This window comes from Acinetobacter sp. ACNIH3, assembly GCF_002918965.1.
GTDB classification, from domain to species: Bacteria; Pseudomonadota; Gammaproteobacteria; order Pseudomonadales; family Moraxellaceae; genus Acinetobacter; species Acinetobacter schindleri.
This window is the reverse complement of sequence record NZ_PQLP01000009.1, coordinates 1-19,546: the sequence shown is the minus strand read 5'-3', so window position 1 is coordinate 19,546 and position 19,546 is coordinate 1. Positions and strand designations below refer to the sequence as shown.

Here is a 19,546-nt window from a genome sequence, read left to right as displayed (position 1 = left end):
TTCATAAAATTTTCAATGCTACTGTTCCAACCTTGTTTAGACTTATTGTTTTAAAAAGGATGTGATTCCCTGACTAGTGCGAATTTGAAAAACACATCCTAAGTATGTTTAAGCTACAGCCACATTAAATAATGAACCGATCCAGGAGCTAAATAGCATGGCAATCACCCCCCAAAGCATGACTCGAGCCGAACCTTTCCAGATACTCACCCCTCCTGTATAACTTGCCAGTGCACCCATAATCCCGAGGCTAAGCACACCGATCAGCATCACGCCTTTATCCAGGTACTGTTCAGGCAGTAACAAAATAGAAAGTAGAGGAAATAGCGAGCCTATAGTAAAAGCGATAGCGGATGAAAATGCAGCCTGAAAAGGCTGAGCCGAAGTGTTTTCTGATATACCAATTTCATCGCGGGCATGTGCATCTAAAGCATTGTGTGCGGTGAGCTGCAAGGCAACTTGCTGGGCCACCTCAGGGGTTAAGCCACGCTGGATATAAATATTTTCCAGTTCTTTCAGTTCATGTTCTGGATGACGTTTAAGCTCATGTGCCTCCATATTCAGATCATTCTTTTCAATATCCTGCTGGGATTTGACCGAGATGTATTCTCCAGCAGCCATTGACGCAGCTCCGGAAATTAATCCGGCTACACAAGTCACCAACAAGGTATGTGTAGACGCGCCACTGGCTGCCATTCCCACCACCAGACTGGTGACAGAAATAATTCCGTCATTTGCCCCGAGTACAGCTGCGCGCAACCAGCCCGCCCGTTCAAAATAATGTTTTTCAAGATGATAAGAATGACGCACGGTATAGTCTCTTTTTTATTCTCAACATCATGATCGTATATTTATTTCGCCTGAAGAAACAACTCTTTATTTAATAAACTCTTGTTCAGAACAGCTCATGAATGGGTGAGCGCTCTGATTTACCAATTTTTATTGCATGGATTGCATTTTTCCAATTGCACTCATTTGAACATCTGAGAAATTTACAAGTTACAGTCCTAGCACTACAGTTTATTTATTATTAAATGCTGTGTGTTCAAGTACTAATAAAGGTTGCTGTTACATTAATAGCGATGGCCAAAATCGTGGTATTGAATCCATAGGCCAGAAGCAAATGTAAAGTATTGAGTACTCTCATGGGTTGGCGGGTAATTGATACATCGGCCGTTTGCGCAGAAGTGCCAATAATATAGCTAAAATACAGAAAATCGGGATAGGTTGGATTTGGCGTACTTGGAAAAGCCAGTCCGCCATGTTTATGCTTTTCAAGGGCTAAATAAAAGTCATGGGCATAATGAATCGCAAAAATGGTATGCATCAGGAACCAGGCCGAAATAATAGTCAGGATGGATAGCCCTAAATGGCCGGTTCTGATGGCAGCATCTTTAGGTAAATGATTAATTTCAATAATTATGGCAATAAAACACATCACTAAAGTGATGATGACGAGCACCAGAATGACCCATTTGCTGGCATCCTGTTGTATGGCGCGTTGCAAGATATGGTGATGGTCTATGTGCCACAGCTTTTTGATAGTAAAAAGTAAGTAAGCATAAATGGTAATATTCCAGCTCATCAAAATGCAGGTAGACCAGCTTAAAGGAGTCGCTGAATAGAAAATAAAATACCAAATCAGGAGAGATGGAAAGATAATAAAGAAATAAAGTCGGGACTGAAGCGCTGTTCTTATAGATTGGAGGAAACGCATGAGCTGTCCTGCATGTCATGAGATGCTTTCATCTAGCAGTATAAAGTATTTTATTAAAACAACAGGATAAAAGAGCTTTTAGTAGATAAAGGCGTACTGATTCAAGATTACGATAAAATAGACATTTTAAAATCTAGTAGTAAAAGAAACTAAAAAAATTAATTTCCTATTCTTAATGAAACTGAATCTTGAACCCTTTTAGCTAAAAAACTAAAAAAGTGTGCAGCAGACTTTAGGTAGACGTCAGTTAAATATGTAATTCCAATATTGATGTTCATCAAAGTTAATTTTGAAATTTTCCGAAGAAATTAAAGCTAAAAATCAAATTACTAAACTTTGATTAGCCCAATTTTTATAAACCAGGCTGAGGATTCTGGTCTCGACTACACACTTTAAAAGAATTCAATATTAAAGTAATGAACATTTACGCAGTTTCTAGTTGACCAACCTGATGATATGCGCGGTTGAAGTACACTAGGCTTTCCTCTTGCTGACTGCGTCTAATCGCGATGACTCGACATAAGAAAATACTGTGTGTACCCACTTTTTGAATTTCTTCAATCTGGCAATCAAAGCTCACCAAAGCATCTTCTAAAATTGGAGCACCTGTCTTAAGAGTTGTCCACTCGCCTATCTTAAATCGCTCTTCTGAGCTGAATTTACTAGATGCAAATGCATTTGAGATGTATTCATGCTGCGTGCTGAGTACATTTACTGCCAGCACGTTATTTCTCATAAAATGTGCATGCGAGCGAGAAGATTGATTCATACACACCAGCAATGTCGGCGGTGTATCCGTCACACTACAAACGGCAGATGCGGTAAAGCCATGTGTTCCTGCTATACCTTCGGTTGTAATCACATTTACAGCCGTGGTTAACAAGGACATTGCATTTCTAAAGTCAGTTGCTTCAATCATCTCTTTTGTCTCAAATGTATATGTAACCTGCCTTTACTCAAAGTCAGGCAAATAATTTATGGATCATTTACCCTCCTCTGGTGAAGACCATTTCGTGCTAAGCGCCCAGCTCTTGACGAACAATCGCTGCCCCTGCACTTAGTGCTTCGAGTTTGCCCCGAGCCACTTGACGAGACAACGGTGTCATCCCGCAGTTGGTTGATGGATACAATTTGTCTGCATCCACAAATTGCAAGGCTTTACGCAGTGTATTAGCTACTTCCTCAGGCGTTTCGATTTGATTGGTTGCAACATCAATCGCACCAACCATGACTTTTTTACCCCGAATCAGCTCAATCAGATCCATCGGTACACGCGAGTTTTGACACTCGAGTGACACGATATCAATTTTAGATTGTTGCAGTTTAGGGAAGGCTGCTTCGTACTGACGCCATTCATTACCGAGGGTCTTTTTCCAATCGGTATTGGCTTTAATGCCATAACCATAACAAATGTGTACCGCAGTTTCACATTGCAGACCTTCAAGCGCACGTTCTAAAGTTGCTACGCCCCAGTCATTCACTTCATCGAAAAACACATTGAATGCTGGCTCATCAAACTGAATGATATCAACCCCTGCTGCCTCTAACTCAAGTGCTTCCTGATTCAGAATTTTGGCAAATTCCCATGCCAGTTTTTCACGGCTCTTGTAGTGACCATCGTACAGCGTATCAATCATGGTCATTGGGCCAGGCAGTGCCCATTTGATCGGCTGCGTGGTTTGGCTACGCAAAAATTTTGCATCATCCACAAACACTGCTTTTTTACGGGAAACTTCACCGACTACTGAAGGTACGCTGGCATCATAACGGTTACGGATACGCATGGTTTCACGTTTTTCAAAATCCACCCCTTCAAGATGCTCGATAAACGTGGTCACAAAGTGCTGACGGGTCTGTTCACCATCACTGACAATATCAATGCCAGCATGGACTTGTTCATGCAAAGACAGTTTTAAGGCATCACGTTTCGCTTCTAGTAGTTCTTTACCTTCAAGTTTCCAAGCTGACCAGAGCTTTTCAGGTTCTGCCAGCCAGGACGGTTTTGGCAAGCTGCCTGCTGTAGAGGTCGGGAGTAACTTTTCAGGTTGTAAAAGTGCCATGTCTAATCTTCTTTCTCTAAATTCGTTTATATATGTGATCTATCAGGCAGCGTTGTCTTGCTGAGCCGTTGCTACTTTAAAATTGGCAGCCCATTCATCCAGAATGTCTTTATATGGCTTAATGAAGTTTTCCTCTGTCCATTTACCTTGTTTGACTGCTAGTTCCCCACGTTCAACACGATCATAGACAATGCGAGTTAATGAATAGTCGCCATAGCTCAAGCTAGGCTGATACACCACACCTGCGGGTGAATTGGTGTTGTAAATTTCAGGACGATAGATTTTCTGGAAGCTTTCCATGGTGCTGATCGCACTGATCAGTTCAAAATCGGTGTAATCATGCAGCAAGTCACCAGCAAAGTAGAATGCCAACGGCGCATTGCCATTTTCAGGTTTAAAGTAGCGAACACTTAAGCCCATTTTTTTGAAATATTCATCAGTACGTGAATATTCATCATTGGTGTATTCCACGCCTAGAACAGGATGCACATTGGCACTGCGGTAATAGGTTTTCGTGGTTGAAACACTCAGACAAATCACAGGCTGTTTATTAAATTCAGCTTTAAAGACTGCTGAATTCACAAGATGCTGGTACAGCTTGCCGTGCAGGTCACCAAAGTCTTCGGGTTTTTCATTGGCCTTACAGCCGAGTGATGGCAATACCACACTGAAGTCATAATCACGTACATAAGATGAGAAGCTATTCCCGATCATGCCTTCAATGCGTTCATTGGTATGATGGTCGATAATGGTACTTTTCAAGGTTTCAATAAAGGGAAAGGTTTGACCATTGCCCTCAATATCAATTTCAGCAGAGATGATATCGATCTCCAGTGAATAACGATCACCTCTAGGATTATCGGCAGTCGCCAAGCTGTTAAAGCGGTTGTTAATCATCGCAAGTGTACGACGAAGATTCTCCTGACGGCTTTCACCACGTGCCAGATTGGCAAAGTTGGTGGTTAGACGTGTATTGTTTGCTGGTTCGTAGTTCTCATCAAAACGAATACGTTTAATTGAACATTGGAATGCTGTACTCATGGAGATATGCCACCTAAATTTTTATAAAAAAAGCAAATTTCTGTATGGCTGTATTTAAGCGTGAATCCAAACATGAGTAAAACGATATAAATTCAGTAAAAGATGAGTTAAATTCATCTTAACAAGTGTAATGTATAAATAATGATCTATACTCCAATAAGGAAATTAAGATTCTAGTTTATATTGCCGATCATTATTTATTTCTAAACATCAAAGTGTATTATTGAGCACGGTTTATAAATAGCGACTTCATTTTGAAATGACCAATATCTTTTCTGGCAATCCTCAAGTTCGAGTGGTTTCAACTTTTTCTGAACTTGTATATTCGGATTTTTTGGGCGAGGCGAATGCCATCTGCTGGTCTAGAAATTTGTCTGGTGATTTTAAAGAAATCGTTGCTAAACTTGATTTAAAAGGAAATATGACTGAAGTTTCTGTTGAAGATCTTTTGGCGCTTCAGCTTTCTGAACAGGGTCATGTGGCTAGAGAAATCATATTAAAAGATATGCAGCTATTGACTGACTACGGCGCTTCTCCTTGCCTGAATTTGCTGAAATGCTATGAACGGGATGATGAGTTTGATTTTATTTCGACCGATGTCTATTCCTACCATGTGGATCGCTCCCCTATCGAAACGGATACATTTTTATGCACCTATCACGGTGCTGCAAGTGAGATTTTGCCCAATGACCAGGTTGAGCAAAAAATCTTGATTCCTGAAATCAGGGAACAACTCAAGCAGTTACATGACGGATCAGAAACTGAGTTTGAGACGTTTCTGGAAGAATATTTCTTCGATCTGCATTATCGGGCTAAAGCTGATGTAAAGCCTGTCAATTTAGACACGGGAAATCTCTGGCGACTCGCTGTTGATCATCCAGCACAGCAAGTTTTACCCTGTGTGCATAGAGCTCCTGTTGAAAATGATGGAGAATATAGATTGCTATTAATTTGTTAAATTGGCTTCTTAGAAGAGGTTAATTATAGATATTTGGTTAAGCAATGATACCTAAAGGGGATGTACTGTATTAATTATTTATTAATAAAAAAACATTAAAATACATTGGTTTGAGCGTATTAGAAGTGAATGTATTTACAAGAATTTTCATATAATGTTTTATTTTGTATAAAAGTGTTATTTTTTGTAGGAAATTGCTTACACAAATTAGAGTAATTACCCTATTTTCTATCGTCAAAATTTTTGACATTATATTTCACATAAAGAGTCAGCAAGGAAAGCTGATAATAATCGCATTATAACGATAATAAAGTCGCCAAGACAGCGAACTTACCGGGATAGTAAGTGATAAAAGAAGAGACTACAGCCGCTAAGCCTTATAGTTTTGGGAGAGACTATAAGGCTTTTATTTTTTTTTTGAATATTTTCTCAAGTAAAACTATAGCATACTGGTATCTAAGTTTTTGAATATAAACATTCCTATCTCTTTTCTTGCTGATTAACGGACCTGTTCATCTGGTGACACACGCCAAATTGTATCTCCTACATCATCAGCAACCAATATTGCGCCTGATAAATCTACTGTTACACCCACTGGCCTTCCTAATGCCTCTCCATTTTTGCTTAAAAAGCCTGTCAGGACATCTTGTGGGGTACCGGAAGGCTGACCATTACTAAATGGTACAAAAATTACTTTATAGCCACTATGTGGTTTTCTGTTCCAAGAACCATGCTGACCAATTAGTGCACCACCGCGATATTGAGGCATTAACTCAGCTTTATAAAAACTCAAACCTAATGATGCCGTGTGGTTGCCCAATGCATAATCCGGTTTAATCGCCCGTGCTACCAGTCCGGGATTTTGTGGTTTTACCCGTGTATCTATATGTTGACCATAATAACTATAAGGCCAGCCATAAAAAGCGCCGTCTTTCACTGAGGTCATATAGTCAGGTACCAAATCATTCCCGATTTCATCCCGCTCATTGACTACCGTCCATAATGCTCCACTTTGAGGCTGCCAATCCATACCATTAGGATTACGTAAGCCAGTTGCAAATGGCCGTGCCTTAGAACTAGCCATATCAAATTCCATGATCAGAGCTCGTCCTTTTTCTTGGTCTAGGCCATTTTCAGCTACATTGCTGTTGGAGCCAACTGTAATGTAGAGTTTGGTTCCTTCAGGATTGGCAATCACGTTTTTGGTCCAATGATGGTTTAAGGGACCTGCCGGTAAAGCCAATACTTTGCGACCACTTTCTTTGATTTGAGTGATACCTTGCTGATAAGGAAAACCTACTAAAGCATCTGTATTCGCTACATATAGTGTATTTCCAACTAGGGTCATGCCAAATGGTGAGTTTAAATTCTGCAAAAATACTGTTTTCTGATCAGCAACGCCGTCATGGTTATTATCACGAAGTAGACTAATACGGTTAGGACTTGGATGAGAAGATCCTGCCCTTTTCATGACCATTTTCATGATTTTACCCTTAATCCCCTGACTATCTTCAGGCTTGGGCGGCGCATCAGTTTCCGCCACCAATACATCTCCATTCGGCAGAACATAGAGCCAACGTGGATGCTGAAGACCTTTGGCAAAAGCCTGCACTTTTAAACCCGCAGCCGGTGTAGGCATAGTATTTACTGGCCAGCCTTTGGCTGGTGCGATATTAACGACAGGGAACAAACTGGATTTAGGTTCAGGCAGCTCAGGTTGAGGACCATAACTGTCTGTAATCGGAGACTTGGATGACGATGTACATCCAGCGAATGCCAATATTATGGCAGTACTCAGGATAGACGATAAAATTTGAGCAGACATTTTGGTTCCCTGCTTTTTTTGTTGTTATCTGCTTATCTTAGAAGTCTATTCAAATGACAACTATAGGGTTCTTGTTTTATCTGGTTGTTGATTGATTGCTGCGCTTTTGACATTCAATCTCATGGTCTAGTTTGAATAAAAACTTATCTATGTACCTTCAATTTTAAGCATGGTTTGATCCTGTCTTTTCAAATAAATGGCCATGCAATACTCAGTAAAAATAATAGCCCTAATACGGCGCAACTCATTTGCCAAAAACGTAAAGGATCACGTTCAATGATTGCTGGTGGTTTAGAGTTTAATAATTCTTTGGAAGGATGCGTTAGATTATGAATGAGTTCAGACAAGGCCTCAAAACGATGTGTCGGTTCAATACTCAGCGCTTGGCCTAAAATTTTATCTAACCATATAGGTAAATCAGGCCGATATTTCCTGATGGAATGATATTGAACTTTTTTAAGCTGCTTTAAGCTGTTACAGCGAGCTAAATCTGTCCCATAAGGTAATTGTTTGGTGAGTAAATAATAGGCCATTACCGCCAAAGAAAATTGGTCTGAATGTACAGATGGCGAATGATCAATAAAATACTCCGGTGCCATAAATGCCAAGGTTCCGAGGGGTCGATTCGCATTTTTAGGATTAATTTCGACCAGACCTCTTACTGCTGTTGAACCATAATCAATCAGTTTAATTTTCATGGCATTTTCTGCATTTAAAACCATGATGTTCTTTGGCCGTATATCCTGATGCAGCATCTCCAGCCGATGCATCGCATTTAAAGCCAAGGCCGTTTGTTGCAAAATTGGTAAAATCTCATCGAGATTTAAAGGCTTTTCCTGGCGATGCAGCCATTGGGCCAAGGTTTCACCCTGCAAATATTCATAACATTGGAATAAATATTGTTTCTCTGTGTTATGTGGATAACACTGCATCAGGTTGTCATGTTTCAGACGTTTCGATACCCAATCTTCGAGTTGAAACTGCTCTACGGCATGCTTATCTTGCTGTAAATCTACTCCCAAAGTTTTTATGACCAAAGGCTGCTGCTGAGTATCGTGTGCCAAATACAGGCAACTGCGATGATTTTGGTGCAAAATCTTATCAATCACATAACCTTCAAAAACTTCACCTTTACTGAGCTGTTGTGGAAATACATAATCCTGCTGAATATGAAACTGATTCAGTTCAGGCAGCTGTTCTACACGGATCACCTGGAGACTTAAGTTATCATCACTGCCCTGTTCTAAGGCTTTTTCAACTAATGCTTTGGCAAGTTGATTTAAATCTGCATCTATTAAAGTTAAATCTAATAATTGTTGATCTGTGACAAATTCATAGACCCCATCGGTCATCAGTAAAAAAATATCTTTTTCTTTGAGCTCAATATTTCGATAATCAATTTCAATACGATAATCTGCACCTAAGGCTCGGCTGAGATAATGCTCTCTGGATGACAACCAGACACGATGATCATGGGTCAGTAATTCAATTTCATGATCGCGAATGCGGTAAATACGACTATCACCAACATGAAAAATATGGGCTTGTTGCTGTTTTAAAATCAGTGCAGATAAGGTACAGACATAACCTCGGTCTTTATCAAAACGTCCTTGACTTTGTTGAGTCTGTGCATAAAGCCATGAATTGGTCGCGCGGATCACCCGTTCTGCTGAAGTCTGTGTACTCCAGGCATCTGAAGTAGAATAATAGTCAGATAAAAAACTGCCAACGGCGGTTTCTGCTGCAAGATGACTGACATTACTGCTACCGATTCCATCCGCTATAACACAGGCAATACCTTTCTGTTTCAGCACATGTCCTTCGGGCAGATATACTCCATGGAAATCCTGGTTCTGTTGTTTAATTCCGGCAGTAGAATATTGCCCAATACTGACTTTTAATGTTTTTTTCATGCTGAAAGCTCAAAAGGGATCTATACGATCCCTTTATAAAATGGTGAATATTAAAATTCTTTTTTAACACCAGTACGGACATGGGTGGTATAAAGTGCCAGACCTGTTAATGCCAAACCACCCACCAGATTACCCAAAGCAACCGGCAATTCATTCCATAGGAAGTAGTCAGCAATCGAGAAGTCACCGCCCATCATCATGGCAAATGGAAACAGGAACATGTTCACTACAGAATGCTCAAAGCCCATGGCAAAGAACAGCATAATTGGCATCCACATGGCAATGAATTTGCCACTCACCGTAGTAGACATCATCGCGCCAATGACACCTAATGACACCATCCAGTTACACAGCATGCCACGGATAAAAATAGTCATCCAGCCGGCGAATCCGTATTCGGCATAACCTAATGTCCGCTCCTCACCAATATGCGCAATTTTCACGCCGACAGGGTTTGGATCCGCTGCAAAACCCATGGTATAAACCGCTGCCATGAGCACCGCAACGACTAAACAGCCTGTAAAGTTCCCTACAAACACCAAGCCCCAGTTTTTTAGAATACGTCCCCATGTCACCCCTGGGCGTTTATCTAGCCATGCCAGCGGCGTAAGTACAAACACCCCAGTTAACAGGTCATAGCCCAATAAATACAACATACAAAAACCAACTGGAAACAGAAGCGCACCAATTAGTGCTGATCCTGTTTGCACGGCTATGGTAATGGCAAATACCGCTGCCAGCGCCAAAATCGCACCTGCCATAAAGGCACGAATCAATACATCACGGGTTGCCATATGTAATTTGGATTCACCCGCATCTACCACTTTTTTTGCAAACTCTGCAGGAGCAAGATATGCCATGTCATCGTCCTCATTTTTAATATCTGGACCTGTTTTTAAACAAAAAGACGCCTAAGGTCTTTGAAACCTTAGGCGTCGTTGCCTTAAATATCAGAACAGGTAATTTTGTTATGGCGCCATTGCCATGCTTGTTATAAATGAAGCAAAAGCTGTGCCATAAATTATTTAAAAATCATTCAATTTTTTGCACTCTATTTAAAATTAATTTGGTCCTCTAGTTGGCATGAGAACTGCATTAATGAAAATTCATATAAATGTATTTCAAAAATAACCTGGAGATTTTTATGATTACCCATCGTCAACAAGTAACTGACATGATCATTTCAGCGAAAGTTTTAAAGTCAATTAAATGGGCAGATGTCGCCAAGGAAATTGGTCTTTCTAAAGAATGGGTAACGGCTGCCTGCCTGGGACAAATGGCATTTAATAAGCAACAGGCAGAGAAAATTGGTCAGATTTTTGACCTTAGTGATGAGGCGGTGGCATGGCTGCAAATTGTACCTTATAAAGGCTCTTTGCCAACCAGTGTGCCTACGGATCCTTTAATTTACCGTTGGTATGAAGTGGTGAATGTATATGGTTCGACTATTAAAGAGCTGATCCATGAAGAATTTGGTGATGGCATTATGAGTGCCATCGACTTCAGCATGGATATTCAGCGTGAGGAAAACCCGAACGGTGACCGGGTAGATGTCGTATTGTCTGGCAAGTTTTTACCTTATAAAACCTATTAATTAATCGTTTAATCAAGCCATCATATTGATGGCTTTTTATTTCTTCGTAAGGAGATCTTTTATACTACCGCCCTTATCCTCATTTAATTTTGACAATACACAGCTTCTGCGTATAAGAGGAACCGATATCAATATAGTGACAGTTATCAATCCGGATATGTTTTTTCACAATGGTATGCCCTAAATAGATCTCATCAATGTTTTTAACGGTTCCATAGCGCTTGGAATGATGCCGGATACGGCCTCTTCCCCATAACGCATTAGTATAAGCTGAAGTTAAACCCGGAATTTTTCGTTCGCCTTTGGCAATGTTTGTCTTAAACTGATTCCAGTCATGGATATCAATATCCGCATGCAAAATGCCAATCTTTTTATCTTCAAGTTGAATTTCAATGACCAATGGAAGCTGAGAGAAGATTTCGCTGAGTTCATCCTGTTTTTCGGTGGACAACAGATAGAACCATTCGCCACCATTTCGTGCATGCATATCCTGAACCCATACATCATCACGCCCTTTGATGCACATTTCCTCGTGATTGCCTCGGACGCTCGAGAACCATGGCTGATCTAATAAAGAAATACATTCCAGATTTTCACTGCCTCGATCCACTAGATCACCGGTACATATCAGCAAATCTTGCTCAAAATTAAACCGGATTTTTTCCAATTCTTGCATCAGAAGGCGATAGCAACCATGCAGATCTCCGACCACATAAATGGCAGCATAATCTGCTCCTCGAATATTTCTGCTTAGCGTCATCATGATATGTGGAATCTTTGAAATCACTAAAATAGGACGATGCGATTAGGATAGGTATACAGGTTTAAATTTGGGTTACTGGTTTATACAGTCTGCAATATAGCTCATTGCTAAGCTAGTATTTATTCAGTTTCCTCAGCTGAATTTCGATTTAATTCATTGATAGCTTTACCTTTGTGTGCCATCCATGCATCACGTCGTTTAAAGAGTAAAGGTGTAACCCGATTGACTTCATCGATTAAACTTTGTAGATCTGCATTCAGCAATTGCCCACCTTCAGTGACAATTTTACCGCCAACCATGGTCATAATGACATCCTGTCCCTGAACAGCATGTACAAGATTAGTATATAAATTAAATAATCGGCCTTCATCCACCAGCGGCGTCATACGTGGGGTCGCAATATCTACAGCAATAATGTCAGCTAGCTTCCCCACTTGCAGGCTACCAATCTGATCCTGCATGCCCAATGCCTTTGCACCTAAGCAGGTGGCCATCTGGCAAACAGACCATGCATCTAGGGCTGCTGCATCCAAAGAAGAAAACTTGGCCAATAAAGAAGCCGTCTTCATTTCCTCAAACATATCCAGATTGTTATTTTCTTTTTCTCCATCTGTGCCTAAACCGACAGCAATCCCCTGTTTGAGCATATCCAGTACAGGCGCAGCACCTGAGGCCAGTTTCATGTTTGAAACTGGATTATGGGCAACTCCAACATTGTGTTCTTTCAAAATTTGAATTTCATTAGAATCTGCCCACACACAATGTGCAAGTAAGGTATGTGGCAAATCTAAAAGACCCAGCTGTTCCAGTGTCTGGATTGGACGTACACCATGACGGCGCAAGTTTTCCTGGACATCAAACTGGCTTTCATTGCTATGGGTGTGAAAACCGGTCTGATAATCCTGGCATAAGCTTTGAATACGTTTGAGTGCATGAGGTTCAGCATAAAACAGATGTTCTAAGCCCACCCAGACCTGAATTTGGCCATGACTTTGCTGATGCCAACGATTAATCAGGGCTTCATTCGTTTTTAGGGTTTCAAAATAGTCATGATCAGGGTGCTCGGCGACATAAGGTACCAAGATAGCACGGATACCAAGCTGTTGTGCGGCTTCTGCACTACCATCCATGTAGCGCCACATATCGACAATGGTCGTGGTACCGGATAATAATGCTTCTGCATAACACAAATACGAGGCAGCCTTGGCATCTTCAGGTTGAAGTACACGATGCATGGGATCAATAAACTGTTCCAGCCAATCCCATACTGGCAGTCCTTCAGCAGTGCCTCTTAATAGTCCGGAATGACAGTGCGTATTGATTAAGCCTGGCATTAATAGGGCTTCAGGATAATCACGCACGATGACATTGGGATATTTTTGGGTAAGTTCGGTCTTGGTTCCTATGGCCTTGATTCGGTCTCCCTCAATCAATATCGCCCCATTTTTGATGCATTCATTTTGACTATTCATGGTCAGCACATAGGCTGCTGCTAATATTTTCATTTTGTTCTATATCATCTTTTTAATTGATAGGTTTAAGGCACAAACGTTTTGCCTAATGACGCTGGCAGATTCATCTTCAAAAGTTTCTTGTCTCGGGAAATCACGACTAGTACTACAATCGTCGCCAGATAAGGCAGAGCTGCTAAAAACTCATTGGGTACTTTGATCCCCAATGCCTGTGCATGAAACTGCAGGATGGTCACACCACCGAACAAATAAGCACCCAGCATCAGTCGGGATGGTTTCCAGACAGCAAAGACCACCAGAGCAATTGCAATCCAGCCCCGACCTGCGACCATATTTTCAATCCACATTGGGGTATATACAGTGGATAAGAATGCTCCCCCAATACCTGCCATCAAGCCGCCAAACAGGACAGCGCCGTAGCGAATAGCCAGTACGTGGTAACCCATGGCATGTGCACTTTCAGGTGACTCTCCTACTGCTTTTAACAGCAAGCCCAGACGGGTTTTCGCCAGTACAAACCACACAGCAAAAAATGCCAGTATGGACAGATAGACCACATAGTTTTGCTGAAACAGGATTGGACCAATAAAGGGAATATCTGCCAGTACAGGTATATTCCAGCTACTTAAACCCGGTAGAGCCATGCTGACATAGTTCTGACCTAAAAATGCAGAAATACCCAGCCCAAAAATAGTTAAAGCCAAACCACAGGCCGACTGATTAGTACTAAGTGATAAGGTGAAGAAAGCAAAGATCAATGCCATCAGCATACCTGCCAGCCCACCGATCAATAAGGCACTAAATACACTGGCTTCATATTGGGCAGCAAAGGCAAAACCGGCAATGGCACCGACCAGCATCATGCCTTCTACGCCTAAATTAATTACCCCAGTGCGCTGTGACACCAACTCACCTAAACCGGCAAAGATTAGAGGCGTTGCTGCGGCGATTGTGCCGGCTAGAATTGCGGTCATTTCTATAGCCATATTGTTTTTCCTCCGATCTTGTTAAGCATTTGCCGAAGCAGGTTCAGCTGTAGGCACTACACGTTTTTTGGCAAAGCGGTAACGGTTTTCAATCAAGGCATCCGATCCCAACAGGAAAAACAGCAGCAAGCCTTGGAATATCCCGGTAATTGCGACCGGAAGCTGTAATTGCATTTGTGCCATTTCCCCACCGAGATAAATCAATGCCATTAACGATCCGGAAAGTACGATACCAATCGGATTCAGACGACCCAGATAAGCGACAATAATTGCGGCATAGCCATAACCCGGTGACAGGCTCGGATTCAGCTGACCGATTGGGCCTGCTACTTCACATATCCCGGCAATCCCCGCCATCATTCCGGAAATCACCAGACTCAGCCAGATCGCTTTGGAAGATGAGAAACCAGCATATTTAGCAGCTAGAGGTGCTTGTCCGCTGACTTCCAGTTTAAAAGCAGTCATACTTTTACGCATAAAGAGCCAGAACAGAAGCACAGCCACAGCGATGATAAAGATTGAAGCATTAACCCGTGTTCCTTCCAGAATCATCGGTAAGGTTGCACTTTCACTAAACATGACAGTTTGCGGAAAATTCATGCCCTCTGAATCACGCCAAGGACCATTGACCAGATAGAGCAATACAAACAGTGCGACATAGTTCATCATCAAGGTGGTCAGAGTTTCTTCGGCATTAAAATGGGTTTTCAGTAATGCAGGAATTGCGCCCCATAAGGCACCGCCAATTGCACCCATAAAAATCATAAGAGGTAAAATCCACCAACCTGCCTGTTCATGGAACAGCAGTGCGATACCACCACCAAAAATGGCACCCATGATCAGCTGACCTTCGGCACCGATATTGAACAGTTTGGCACGAAACCCAACAGCTAAACCCAGGGCAATCAGAATCAAAGGACCTGCTTTAACGGCCAACTCGCTCCAGCCATAGGAGGTCATCAGCGGTTCAATAAAAAATACATACATGGCCTGTGCAGGGCTAATCCCCAGCATCAAAAATAAAATACTGCCAACGACCAGCATGGCTGCCAGGGCAATGACTGGTGACAGCCATTTCATCAGTTGTGACGGATGTTCACGTGGTTCGAGTAAATGCATGTGCTCATCCTCCCCAGATCATTTGTTGTTCTAATAAAGTCTTAAGCATGAGCGTGTTGCTCCTCTGCCGTGGTCGAGGTCGCTTCATGGCGTTGAATGCCAGACATGAGTAAGCCAATACTTTCTGCATTGGTTTGCTGGGTTGGAACTGGATTCGACAGCTCGCCATTGGCGAGTACACAAATGAGATCGCTCATCTCAAACAGTTCTTCGAGTTCTTCGGAAATCACCAAAATACCGACCCCTTGACGTGACAGATCGATCAGCGTCTGGCGGATAAACATGGAAGCACCTACATCTACGCCCCATGTGGGCTGAGCCACAATCAGGAATTTTGGCTTCTGCAGAATTTCACGGCCGACAATAAATTTCTGCAAATTTCCACCCGATAAAGAACGGGCTTCTGCGTTCGCACCACTGGCCTTAACCCCAAATTTTTTGATAATTTTTTCAGCAAAAGTCTGGATATCTGAGAATTTAATCAAGCCCCAACGGGTGAGTTTCTGACGATAGGCGGTCAATAGCGCATTTTGAGCCAATGTCATATTGGGGACGGCACCACGACCTAAACGTTCTTCCGGTACAAACCCAAGTCCCACATTACGCCGCTGGCCAGCAGTTAATGCAGTAATCTCCTGTTGTTCCAGATAAAGCCTGCCGGTTTTGGTCAGCGCTTCGCCGGACAATAAAGACAGCAGTTCGGCCTGTCCATTTCCGGAAATACCGGCAATACCGACAATTTCACCTGCCTGAACGCTAAGATTGATATTTTGTAAGGACACACCAAAAGGATCATCAGATTGATAGCCAAGATTTTCAACCTGAAAACAGGTTTCTGGTATGCCCTGATATTCTGCGCGTATATAAGTGGGTAAATCACGGCCAATCATCAGGCGGGCCAAATCACTGGTCGATTTTTCTCGTGGATCGACGTTTCCGGTGACTTGTCCATTACGCAAAATCGTGGCTTCATCACAGAGTTCTTTAATTTCATGCAGTTTATGACTGATATATAAAATAGAAACTCCCTGAGATGCCAGCATGCGCAGAGTTTTAAATAACTGCCGTACCGCTTGGGGTGTCAAAACTGAAGTCGGCTCATCCAGGATAATCAGCGCTGGATGTTGTAACAGGCAACGAATAATTTCTACACGCTGCCGCTCACCTACCGATAAGGAATGAACTTCCCTTCGCGGATCGACAGGTAAACCATACTGTTCAGAAACGGCAATAATTTTCTTGCTCAGGTTCGGTAAATCTACTTTTTCATCCAGTCCCAATAAAATATTTTCAGCAACAGTCAGGGTCTCAAATAGGGAAAAGTGCTGATAGACCATGCCGATCCCGAGTTTTCTCGCCATTGATGGACTGTCTATTCGGACTTCTTTACCATTCCACAGAATTTGTCCCTGATTGGCTTTGACTGCACCATAAATAATTTTCATGAGGGTGCTTTTCCCAGCACCATTTTCACCCAAAATAGCGTGAATCTGTCCAGGATATACAGTCAAATGAATCTGGTCATTTGCCTTGAGTGAATTATAGCTTTTGCAGATATTGACCAGCTCCAGTCGCGGAATATCCTTGCCTGAACCTGTATTCATCTTGGGCATAGGTGTAGACAGATCATGTGTTGGATTCATCATAAGTGCCCTGATTTATGCGGCTGGTTGATTCATCTGCCTTTTGCTAAAGACCAGATGAATCATGAGCCTGTGTTTAGAATGATGTGATGGCTGTTATTTTGTTTTTTATTTCGGAAGTGAGCCTTCTACACCTTTTACGTAGTAGTTCATTTTGCTCAAGGTGGCATCATCCAGTGTTTTACCTTTAGCAATGACCATTGAACCATCCTGTTTATAGAGCGGGCCAGTAAATGGGTGCAAGGTACCTTTCAGAATCGCATCTCGAACAGCAAGTGCTTTCTTTTTCTCACCTGCGGTTACCATTGGTCCAAAGCTCTCAATATCGACAGCTTTCTGTTTTACCCCATACCACAGTGCACTTGGCTTCCATGTTTTATTGCTGACCTGAGTCATCACTGGGGTGTAGATTTTTTCCCAATGGAGTACCGAAGCCGCCAGATGGGCTTTAGGACCAAATTTGCTCATGTCCGAGTCCCAGCCAAAGGCATAGACCCCTTTCTGTTCAGCTGCCTGAACGACTGCTGGAGAATCAGTATTTTGCATCAACACATCGGCACCTTGAGCAATCAATGCCAATGCAGCATCACGTTCCTTGCCCGGGTTAAACCATGAATTGACCCAGATCACTTTGGTTTTCACTTTTGGATTCACGCTTTGCGCACCCACAGTATAAGCATTGATGTTGCGCACCACTTCAGGAATCGGGAATGATGCCACGACACCTAAAACATTGTTTTTGGTTTTCTGTCCAGCAACCACACCGAGCATATAGGCACCCTCATAGGTACGAACGTCATATACGCCCAGATTTTTGCCTTGCTTATAACCAGTGGCGTGCATAAATACCGTATTTGGGAACTGCTTGGAGACTTTCTCCATGGCATTCATATAGCCAAATGAGGTGGCAAAAACGACTTTATTCCCCTGCTGCGCCAGGTTACGGATAACACGCTCTGCGTCGGCAGTTTCTGGAACATTTTCGATATAGGAGGTTTTATATTTGCCGCCCAGCGCTTTTTCAGCCTTGATCCGGCCCTGATCATGTGAATAGGTCCAGCCATGGTCACTGGTTGGGCCAATATATACAAATGCTGCTTTATCCTGTGCATGAGTCAATGATGCCGCCACCAGGCCACCCGCACATAGTATCCCCATCAGTGTTTTGAATCCGGTTTTAAAGATCTTTTTTTCTTTCATTCTCTTCCGCTCTTTTTGTACTTGTGCCCCATGGACACTAATCAATAACTTTACTCAGATGAGTAAAATCGGTTCTTTTTATAATTAGCAATAACTATTCCAACTTGATTAAAAAATGATTTATTTAATTTATTTCTTTTAAAATAAAAGTAATTTTTTAATATTAGGCCTCTTTCATAAATCAAAAAACAAACAGTCTCTTGCTGATTATTTGTACCGAAGAATTTTAAATATTCATGCATAATCTGCGGATGAAATACATCGATTCAAAGAAGCTTTCTGAAACACAGTTTAAGCGATACACAGGCATCTCATGGTCAACCTTTGATTTAATGGTGGAACAACTGAAAATGCATGTTCCTGCTAAAGGTAGACCCACCAAATTAAGCATAGAAGATCAAATCCTTCTGTGCTTAAGTTATTGGCGTGAATATCGAACATTGTTCCATGTTGCAACTAGTTATGGTGTGTCAGAGCCGACTGCTTCAAGAATTGTCCGTCATGTAGAGGACTGCCTGATCAAGTCTAATCTATTTAATTTACCGAAGCATTTACCTAAGGGCGAAGGCATCGACTGGAACGTGGTGATTGTTGATGCCACAGAAATTCCAATACAAAGACCTAAAAAAACAGAAGAAAAGCTATAGTGGCAAAAAGAAGGCACATACTTTCAAAGTACAGGCCATCATTCATTATAGAACTCAACAAATTCTGAGTTTATGCACGAGTCGTGGTGCTGTACATGATTTCGCACTCTTCAAACGAAACTTGCATCAGATTCCGGCAGGTGCCTTTATCCTTGCAGATAAAGGCTATCAAGGGATTTACTCAGTGTATCCAAATAGCCTATTGCCATTAAAAGCAAAAAAGCGCTGTAAATTGAATCCTGAACTAAAAATCTATAATCAAGAAATCAACAAAAGAAGAATTGGGATTGAGCATGTATTTGGCAGTTTAAAAACCTTCAAAATCCTTGCTGAGCGATATCGTAATCGAGGAAAAAGACTGGGTTTAAGATTCAATTTAATTGCTGGGCGAATTCAAACATGAGGTGCGACAGTTTGAAAAGTCTTATGATAATCAACAAGCTGAGCAAATTTCTCTAATGGTGTAAGCCAATCTAACGCTTTTCTAGGACGAGTATTCAGTGACATGGCAACTTGATTTAAATAATGCTGATCTGCCTGATTTAAATCAATCCCTTTAGGTAAATATTGCCTAATTAAACCATTCATATTTTCGCATGTGCCTTTTT

Annotated in this window: 19 protein-coding genes; 4 read left to right on the top strand and 15 right to left on the bottom strand. The window is 41.8% G+C overall.

What is annotated here, in order from left to right:
* Window positions 1-108: 108 nt before the first annotated feature.
* From C3420_RS06065 to C3420_RS06045, 5 genes are all read right to left on the bottom strand, one after another.
* A complete protein-coding gene (locus tag C3420_RS06065) occupies window positions 109-810 on the bottom strand; it encodes a VIT1/CCC1 transporter family protein (protein WP_103800128.1) in 702 nt (233 codons plus the stop codon).
* Window positions 811-1,045: 235 nt separating this feature from the next.
* Window positions 1,046-1,717, bottom strand: a complete 672-nt coding sequence (locus C3420_RS06060; protein ID WP_103800127.1) for a DUF1345 domain-containing protein — start codon at window positions 1,715-1,717, stop codon at window positions 1,046-1,048.
* 424 nt (window positions 1,718-2,141) lie between these two features.
* The gene (locus tag C3420_RS06055) at window positions 2,142-2,636 is read right to left on the bottom strand and encodes a flavin reductase (protein ID WP_005222049.1); all 495 of its coding nucleotides are present in this window, start codon (window positions 2,634-2,636) and stop codon (window positions 2,142-2,144) included.
* A 97-nt stretch (window positions 2,637-2,733) separates the two neighbouring features.
* Window positions 2,734-3,777: a methionine synthase gene (locus C3420_RS06050; RefSeq protein WP_103800126.1), complete on the bottom strand. Its 1,044-nt coding sequence runs from the start codon at window positions 3,775-3,777 to the stop codon at window positions 2,734-2,736.
* A 42-nt stretch (window positions 3,778-3,819) separates the two neighbouring features.
* A complete protein-coding gene (locus tag C3420_RS06045; RefSeq protein ID WP_103800125.1) occupies window positions 3,820-4,818 on the bottom strand; it encodes a putative oxygenase MesX in 999 nt (332 codons plus the stop codon).
* 259 nt (window positions 4,819-5,077) lie between these two features.
* On the opposite strand from C3420_RS06045, the gene C3420_RS06040 reads away from it, so the two are divergent.
* Complete coding sequence (locus C3420_RS06040) at window positions 5,078-5,776, top strand: DUF1826 domain-containing protein (RefSeq protein WP_103800124.1); 699 nt, start codon at window positions 5,078-5,080, stop codon at window positions 5,774-5,776.
* A gap of 499 nt (window positions 5,777-6,275) precedes the next feature.
* Here C3420_RS06040 and C3420_RS06035 read toward each other — a convergent pair whose 3' ends face one another.
* The 3 genes from C3420_RS06035 to C3420_RS06025 all read right to left on the bottom strand — a co-directional run bounded on the left by C3420_RS06035 (window position 6,276) and on the right by C3420_RS06025 (window position 10,374).
* Window positions 6,276-7,601, bottom strand: a complete 1,326-nt coding sequence (locus tag C3420_RS06035) for a PQQ-dependent sugar dehydrogenase (protein WP_103800123.1) — start codon at window positions 7,599-7,601, stop codon at window positions 6,276-6,278.
* A 188-nt stretch (window positions 7,602-7,789) separates the two neighbouring features.
* Window positions 7,790-9,514, bottom strand: a complete 1,725-nt coding sequence (locus tag C3420_RS06030) for a bifunctional protein-serine/threonine kinase/phosphatase (RefSeq protein ID WP_008303565.1) — start codon at window positions 9,512-9,514, stop codon at window positions 7,790-7,792.
* A 50-nt stretch (window positions 9,515-9,564) separates the two neighbouring features.
* Window positions 9,565-10,374 (bottom strand): formate/nitrite transporter family protein, encoded by an 810-nt coding sequence (locus tag C3420_RS06025; RefSeq protein WP_000323725.1) that lies wholly within the window; start codon window positions 10,372-10,374, stop codon window positions 9,565-9,567.
* A gap of 284 nt (window positions 10,375-10,658) precedes the next feature.
* Here C3420_RS06025 and cynS point away from each other — a divergent pair, with 284 nt between their 5' ends.
* Window positions 10,659-11,108 (top strand): cyanase, encoded by a 450-nt coding sequence (gene cynS / locus C3420_RS06020; protein WP_004809340.1) that lies wholly within the window; start codon window positions 10,659-10,661, stop codon window positions 11,106-11,108.
* A 79-nt stretch (window positions 11,109-11,187) separates the two neighbouring features.
* Here cynS and C3420_RS06015 read toward each other — a convergent pair whose 3' ends face one another.
* The 6 genes from C3420_RS06015 to C3420_RS05990 all read right to left on the bottom strand — a co-directional run bounded on the left by C3420_RS06015 (window position 11,188) and on the right by C3420_RS05990 (window position 18,291).
* Window positions 11,188-11,871, bottom strand: a complete 684-nt coding sequence (locus C3420_RS06015) for a metallophosphoesterase (RefSeq protein ID WP_004809342.1) — start codon at window positions 11,869-11,871, stop codon at window positions 11,188-11,190.
* A gap of 119 nt (window positions 11,872-11,990) precedes the next feature.
* Complete coding sequence (locus C3420_RS06010; protein WP_004809343.1) at window positions 11,991-13,376, bottom strand: amidohydrolase family protein; 1,386 nt, start codon at window positions 13,374-13,376, stop codon at window positions 11,991-11,993.
* A gap of 32 nt (window positions 13,377-13,408) precedes the next feature.
* The gene (locus C3420_RS06005; RefSeq protein WP_004809345.1) at window positions 13,409-14,329 is read right to left on the bottom strand and encodes an ABC transporter permease; all 921 of its coding nucleotides are present in this window, start codon (window positions 14,327-14,329) and stop codon (window positions 13,409-13,411) included.
* A 21-nt stretch (window positions 14,330-14,350) separates the two neighbouring features.
* Window positions 14,351-15,448 (bottom strand): ABC transporter permease, encoded by a 1,098-nt coding sequence (locus C3420_RS06000; protein ID WP_004809347.1) that lies wholly within the window; start codon window positions 15,446-15,448, stop codon window positions 14,351-14,353.
* A 41-nt stretch (window positions 15,449-15,489) separates the two neighbouring features.
* Window positions 15,490-17,094 (bottom strand): ABC transporter ATP-binding protein, encoded by a 1,605-nt coding sequence (locus C3420_RS05995; protein ID WP_392388371.1) that lies wholly within the window; start codon window positions 17,092-17,094, stop codon window positions 15,490-15,492.
* Between the two features lie 105 nt (window positions 17,095-17,199).
* Window positions 17,200-18,291, bottom strand: coding sequence for a BMP family ABC transporter substrate-binding protein (locus tag C3420_RS05990; protein WP_103800121.1), 1,092 nt, complete (start codon window positions 18,289-18,291; stop codon window positions 17,200-17,202).
* A gap of 236 nt (window positions 18,292-18,527) precedes the next feature.
* On the opposite strand from C3420_RS05990, the gene C3420_RS05985 reads away from it, so the two are divergent.
* Complete coding sequence (locus tag C3420_RS05985) at window positions 18,528-18,938, top strand: transposase family protein (RefSeq protein ID WP_101627154.1); 411 nt, start codon at window positions 18,528-18,530, stop codon at window positions 18,936-18,938.
* Window positions 18,886-19,341 (top strand): transposase family protein, encoded by a 456-nt coding sequence (locus C3420_RS05980; RefSeq protein ID WP_103800120.1) that lies wholly within the window; start codon window positions 18,886-18,888, stop codon window positions 19,339-19,341. Before C3420_RS05985 ends, C3420_RS05980 begins: the two co-directional genes overlap by 53 nt.
* On the opposite strand, the gene C3420_RS05975 is transcribed toward C3420_RS05980, so the two are convergent.
* Window positions 19,332-19,546: hypothetical protein (locus tag C3420_RS05975; RefSeq protein ID WP_031991246.1), on the bottom strand; the 215-nt coding region annotated here is incomplete at its 5' end. The genes C3420_RS05980 and C3420_RS05975 overlap by 10 nt on opposite strands.